This is a genomic window from Cupriavidus sp. 01L46 (genome assembly GCF_056399905.1).
In genome coordinates, this window is the sequence record NZ_JBFTSF010000351.1 from 1 (window position 1) to 6,624 (window position 6,624).

6 protein-coding genes are annotated in these 6,624 nt (G+C 65.6%); all 6 read right to left on the minus strand.

The features are described from left to right. Positions 1-951, minus strand: a 951-nt coding sequence (locus tag AC1DS3_RS33935) for an acyl-CoA dehydrogenase family protein (protein WP_477128893.1), incomplete at its 3' end; no start/stop codon positions are given. Between the two features lie 48 nt (positions 952-999). After that, positions 1,000-1,680 carry an SDR family oxidoreductase gene (locus AC1DS3_RS33940; protein WP_477128894.1) on the minus strand — a complete coding sequence of 227 codons (681 nt, stop codon included), beginning with the start codon at positions 1,678-1,680 and terminating at the stop codon, positions 1,000-1,002. Positions 1,681-1,764: 84 nt separating this feature from the next. Then, the gene (locus AC1DS3_RS33945; protein ID WP_477128895.1) at positions 1,765-2,961 is read right to left on the minus strand and encodes an acetyl-CoA C-acetyltransferase; all 1,197 of its coding nucleotides are present in this window, start codon (positions 2,959-2,961) and stop codon (positions 1,765-1,767) included. 92 nt (positions 2,962-3,053) lie between these two features. Further along, positions 3,054-3,725: a carbonate dehydratase gene (gene can / locus AC1DS3_RS33950; protein WP_416050198.1), complete on the minus strand. Its 672-nt coding sequence runs from the start codon at positions 3,723-3,725 to the stop codon at positions 3,054-3,056. After that, complete coding sequence (gene aceK, locus AC1DS3_RS33955) at positions 3,722-5,566, minus strand: bifunctional isocitrate dehydrogenase kinase/phosphatase (RefSeq protein ID WP_477128896.1); 1,845 nt, start codon at positions 5,564-5,566, stop codon at positions 3,722-3,724. The genes can and aceK overlap by 4 nt, the downstream gene beginning before the upstream one ends. A gap of 161 nt (positions 5,567-5,727) precedes the next feature. Beyond that, the coding region (locus AC1DS3_RS33960) for an acyl-CoA dehydrogenase family protein (RefSeq protein WP_477128897.1) at positions 5,728-6,624 on the minus strand (897 nt) is incomplete at its 5' end.

The window sequence follows — 6,624 nt, forward strand, 5'->3', positions numbered from 1 at the left end:
GGCCATGGCGGCCTCCTTCAGGCAAGGCCGCCCCGCATCCTTGATCGACGCGGCATGCCACACCATCTGCCGAGCCACCTCGATCTTGGTCGCCATGTCGGCCAGGCGGAACTGCACGGCCTGGTGCGCGAACAGCGGCTGGCCGAAGCTCTCGCGTTCCTTGGCATACGCCAGCGCCGCGTCGAACGCCGCGCGCGCCATGCCGATGCTTTGCGAGGCGATGCCGATGCGTCCGCCTTCCAGGCCGGACAGCGCCATCTTGTAGCCGGCGCCCTCCTCGCCCAGCATACTGGCCGCCGGCACGCGGCAATCCTCGAACAGGATCTGCGCGGTGTCCGACGAATGCTGGCCAAGTTTTTCCTCCAGCCGCGCGACGATGTATCCGGGCGTGGCGGTGGGTACCAGGAAGGCGCTGATGCCGCGCTTGCCCGCCGCCTTGTCGGTGACCGCAAGCACGATGGCCACGTCGGCGTTCTTGCCGCTGGTGATGAATTGCTTGACGCCGTTGAGCACGTAGTCGTCGCCATCCCTCACCGCGCTGGTGCGCAGCGCGGCGGCATCCGAGCCCACGTGCGGCTCGGTCAGGCAGAACGCGCCGAGCATCTCGCCGCGCGCGAGAGGCACCAGCCACTGCTGCTTCTGCGCCTCGTTGGCGAAAGCCATCAACATGCTGCACACCGGGCAGTTGTTGACGCTGATGACGGTCGAGGTGCCGCCATCGCCGGCGGCGATTTCTTCCAGGATCAGCGCCAGCGAGAGATAGTCGAGCCCGGCGCCGCCGTATTGCTCGGGTACCGCCACGCCGTAGGCGCCGAGCGCGGCCAGCTCGCGGTGCACCGCCTGCGGGAAGGTCTTGTCGCGATCCCACGCGGCGGCGTGCGGCGCGATCTCCTGCTGCGCGAACTGGCGCACGGCGTCGCGGATCATTTCCTGTTCTGGCGTGAGCAGCATGTCAAGTCACCAAGGTGGTAGCGGAGTCGGGAACCATGAACGCCGGGCTCACCACGGAATCACGCTGCCATCGTAATTGCGAAAGCCGCCGTTATCCTGGCGCGTTGYGCCGGCGATCACGCCGCGCATCCCGGACACGCTTTGCTGCGGCGTGAGGTCGGCTTCCTTGCCGCCCATCTCGGTCTGCACCCAGCCCGGGTGGAAGGCCAGGCAGGTAGCATGGCGCGCATCGAGCGAGGCGGCCTTGAGCGCCGCGTTGGCTGCCGCCTTGCTGACCCGGTAGAGCCAGCTGCGGTTGCTGTCCATGGTGCCGATGCTGCCCATGCGTGAAGCCAGCACCGCCAGCACACCGCCCTTGCCCGAACGCCCGGCCTCGACCAGCGGCAGCAGCAACGGCAGCGCCATCATCGGCCCCAGCACATTGACGTGCATCACCTTGTCGAAGTCCTCGCGGGTGACCGGCTGCGCGCCTTCGGTGCGCGGGCCGATCACGCCGGCGTTGTAGATGGCTACGTCGATGGACTCACCGTCCAGCTTCCAACCCAGCCCGGCGACCTGGCCCGCGTCGGTCAGGTCGGCACGCAACGCCTCCGCGCCAAGCGCTTCGATGGCCTTGATGCCATCATCGCTGCGCGCGACGGCCAGCACCCGCCAGCCGTCGGCACGGTACTGGCGCACAAATTCGAGACCGATGCCACGCGAGGCACCAAGGATGAGAGCGGTTGGCAAGGCGGTACTCCTTCTTCCATATCGTTTGCGGACTGGCTGCCGCACGGTGGCGGCAGCCGCTCGGTTGCGGTCAGTGCCGCGGGTTCAGACGATCTCCAGCCCCACCGCGGTGGCTTCGCCGCCGCCGATGCACAGGCTGGCCACGCCGCGCTTGCCGCCGGTCTTACGCAGCGCACCGATCAGCGTGGCCATGATGCGCGCGCCCGAGGCGCCGATCGGGTGGCCCAGCGCGCAGGCGCCGCCGTGGATGTTGACCTTGTCGCGCGGGATCTTGAGGTCGTGCATGGCGGCCATCGGCACCACGGCGAACGCTTCGTTGATCTCGAACAGGTCAACGCTGTCGGTGGTCCAGCCGAGCTTGCGGTAAAGCTTGTTCATCGCTTCCACCGGCGCGGTGGTGAACCAGCCGGGCGCCTGCGCATGCGTGGTGTGGCCGAGCAGGCGGGCCAGCGGTTCCAGGCCGAGCCGCTTGGCGGTGGATTCGCGCATCATCACCAGCGCGGCCGCGCCGTCGTTGATCGACGACGACGAGGCGGCGGTGATGGTGCCGTCCTTGGCAAAAGCGGGCTTGAGCGATGGGATCTTGTCGACCTTGATGCGGCGCGGGCCTTCATCGGTATCGATGATGGTGTCGCCACTACGCCCCGGCACTGTCACCGGCGCGATCTCCCAGCGGAAGTCGCCGCGCTCGGTGGCCTGCTGGGCGCGCCGCACGCTCTCCATGGCGAACTCGTCCTGCGCCGCGCGGGTGAAATCGTACTTGGCCGCGCAATCCTCGCCGAAGGTGCCCATCGAGCGGCCACCGCCTTTTTCGTCCTTGATGTAGGCGTCTTCCAGCCCGTCGAGCATCATGTGGTCGAAGATCATGCCGTGGCCGATACGGTAGCCGCCGCGGCCCTTGGGCACCAGGTACGGCGCATTGGTCATGCTCTCCATGCCGCCGGCGATGCCGATCTCGAACGCGCCCGCGATCAGCGCGTCATGCACATTCATGGCGGMGCGCATGCCGGAGCCGCACATCTTGTTGACGGTGGTGCAGGCCACGCCGAGCGGCAGGCCAGCGCCCAGCGCAGCCTGCCGGGCGGGCGCCTGGCCCAGGCCCGCGGGCAGCACGCAGCCGAACACCACTTCCTCGATCTGCTCCGGCGCGAGGCCCGCGCGCTCGACCGCCGCGCGGATGGCGGTGGCGCCGAGCTGCGGCGCCGTCAGCGTGGCGAACTCGCCCTGGAAAGCCGCCATGGGGGTGCGGGCGGCGGATACGATGACAACGGGATCATGCATGGTGTGTCTCCAATGATTGGGGCGCTGGTTGGCGGCGATTGTTGGCTCTTCCGGGAATCTCTCCGTACTTGCCGACGACTGATGACCGATGCTTAGCGGATCGACGCTTGCGGCGGATCGCCGAACTGGCGGTAGGCGGCCTCAAGCTGTGCGTGCAGCTCGTCGTTGCTGCTGGCGGCCATGCCCAGGTCGCGCAGCAGGCCGTCGGACACGCCGTAGACCCAGCCATGCACCGTGACCGGCTGCCCGCGGTCCCACGCGTCCTGCAGCACCGTGGTCTGGCACACGTTGTTGACCTGCTCGATCACGTTGAGCTCGCACAGACGCGTATGCGCGTCCTCCTCGCGGGTGATGGTGCCAAGGTAGGCGCCGTGCTTGTCGGCCACATCGCGCACATGGCGCAGCCAGTTGTCGGCCAGGCCGATGCGCTGGCGCTTGAGCGCCACCTTGACGCCGCCGCAGCCATAGTGGCCCACCACGGTGATGTGACGCACCTTGAGCACTTCCACCGCGAACTGGATCACGGACAGCGCGTTGAGGTCGCTATGGGCGATGACGTTGGCAATATTGCGGTGGACGAACACCTCGCCCGGCGCCAGCCCGAGGATCTGGTTGGCCGGCACGCGCGAATCCGAGCAGCCGATCCACAGGTACTCGGGCGCCTGCTGGTTGGCCAGGCGCATGAAGAAGCTCGGGTCTTCCGCGTTGACGCGGTCCACCCACTCGCGGTTGTTGCGGAAAAGCTGGGCGATGGCGTCACTCATGCGACTCTCCTTGTGGGAGCGGGTTCGTTGCCGTGCGCGCGCGCTTCGGCGCCTGCGCTGCCAGCGGCATAGCGATGGATAAAGCGTTCAGAGACATCATAGGCATAGAAATCATGGATTTGCCCGGCCAGCAGCCGGTCCTTGTGAGCCTGCCACATGGCAGGATCGAAAAAGTCTTCGTGGTGCCGCAGGAAGGCAGCACGCACGCGCGCGTCGCCGAGCAGGAAGGTGCGATAGGTCTCGGGGAAGATGTCGTGCCGCCCGACGCTGTACCAGACCTCGCCCGAAAGCTCCTCCTCCTCATTGCGCGGCTGCGGCACGTGGCGGACATTGGTGTCCGTCATGTACTCGATCTCGTCGTAGTCGTAGAACACCACGCGCCCGTGGCGCGTCACGCCGAAGTTCTTGTAGAGCATGTCGCCGGGGAAGATATTGGCGGCGATCAGCTCCTTGATGGCGTTCCCGTATTCGACGATGCCGTGCTCGACCTGCGCATCCGAGCCTTCCTGCAGCCAGATGTTCAGCGGCGTCATGCGGCGCTCAATATACACGTGGCGCACGACAATTTCCTCGCCGCCATCCTTGCGGCGCTGGTATTCGATCATCGACGGCGCATGCAGCTCCAGCTCGCGCACCAGCGCATCGTCGAAGCGCGACAGCGGGAAGGCCACGTCGGAGTACTCCAGCGTATCGGCCATGCGCCCGACGCGGTCGTGCTGCTTGACCAGCTGGTACTTCGACTTGACCTGCTCGCGCGTGGTCTCCTTGGGCGCCGGGTAGTAGTCCTTGATCACCTTGAACACGTAAGGGTACGACGGCAGCGTGAACACCAGCATCACCAGGCCCTTGATGCCGGGTGCACTGATGAACTTGTCCGACGAATGCTGCAGGTGATGCAGGAAGTCCCGGTAGAACAGGTTCTTGCCCTGCTTCTGCAAGCCCAGCGAAGTGTAGATCTCCGCGCGCGGCTTGCGCGGCATGATGTCGCGCAGGAAGGTGACGTACGCCGACGGGATCTCCATGTCGACCATGAAATACGAGTGCGTGAAGGAGAACAGGATCAGCAGTTGTACCTTCTTGAGCAGCACCGTATCGAGCGACAGCTTGCCATCGGGCGTGTGCACGATGGGGATCGCCAGCGGGAAGGTGCGATCGGCATTCAGGATACGGCCGATGATGAACGCCGACTTGTTGCGGAAGAACAGCGACGACAGCACATGGATCTGGAAATTCGGCGCAATGCGGAAGTCGCCGAAATACTCGGTGACGGCGCGCACCACATAGCCGATATCGCGCGTGAGATCGTCAAACGGCCGCTCGAGCTGGAAGTTATGGACGATGCGCTCGAAGCATGCCRYCATGCCCTTGCGGCTGCCCGGATAGTACGCGCGAAAGGTCGGCCGGGTGGGCGACTCCTCGTTCTCGATGTACTCGGTCGAGATGGCCGGGCGCACGAAGATGAAGTCGTTGTTGAAGTACGAGCGGTGCAGGATGCGCGTGCACACCGAGTTGAAGAACGTCTCGGCCAGTTCGGGCTGGTGATGGTTGGTCAGCAGCCCGATGTAGTGCAGCTTGATCTGCTGCCAGATCTCGTCCTCGATATTTTCCGCGTCGTATTCGTCTTCCAGGATCACGCTGGTTTCGCGCACCCGTTCGTTGTAGAAGTCGATGCGGTCGCGCTGCAGTTGCTGCAGGCCGAGCCAGTCGGCCGCCTCGAACTTCAGCTTGGCCAGGTGGCTGACTTCGCGGAACAGCCGGTAATGCTTGTCAAACSCGTCCAGCATGGTCCGGGCCACGTCGTAGGCGATCTGCGAGGACAGCAGCTTGGGGAAGTGGGACATGTCGCAGACCGGTGACTAAGGCTGGAGGTGGTTTCCGGAGATTGTAAATTGGTTCGGCGGCCGGGCGAGTGCTCTTTCGGTCAATTCGGCGTGGGCGGCGGGGCACTTGGTCTGGCGCTGCCGCCTTGCGGCGCCGCGCCCGGCTGCGTGCCGCGCCGGCATCACATGGTTTGCGAGAACAGCTCGCGCCCGATCAGCATGCGGCGGATTTCCGACGTGCCGGCGCCGATCTCGTACAGCTTGGCGTCGCGCCACAGGCGGCCCACCGGGTACTCGTTGATATAGCCGTTGCCGCCCAGGATCTGCACGGATTCGCCGGCCATCCAGGTGCCCTGGATCAGCTGGAACTCGCCGATGCTCTGGCCGAACTGCTTGCGGTCGTGGATGTAGGGCGTGATGACATCCATGCACGCTTGCATGATGCCCACCGGGCCACCGGAGAGCACGGCGCGCTCATAGTCCAGGCCGCTCATCAGCACCTTGGCGCCCAGGTTCTCGCCGCCAAGGATGTTCTCCACCGGCACTTCCACATCCTGGAACACCAGCTCGCCGGTGTGCGAGCCGCGCATGCCGAGCTTGTCCAGCTTCTGCGCCACCGAGAAACCCTTCATGCCCTTCTCGACGATAAAGGCGGTCATGCCGCGCGCGCCGAGGTCCGGCTCGGTCTTGGCGTAGACCACCAGCACATCGCAATCCGGGCCGTTGGTGATCCACATCTTGGTGCCGTTGAGCACGTAGTGGTCGCCCTTGAAGTCCGCGCGCAGCTTCATGCTCACCACGTCGGAGCCGGCATTGGGCTCGCTCATGGCCAGCGCGCCGATCCAGTCGCCGCAGACCAGCTTGGGCAGGTATTTGGCCTTTTGCGCGGCGGTGCCGTTGCGGTGGATCTGGTTGACGCACAGGTTGGAGTGCGCGCCGTACGACAAGCCGACCGACGCCGAGGCGCGGCTGATTTCTTCCATGGCGATCATGTGGGCCAGGTAGCCCATATTGGCGCCGCCGTATTCCTCCGCCACCGTGATGCCGAGCACGCCGAGGTCGCCCATCTTCTTCCAGGC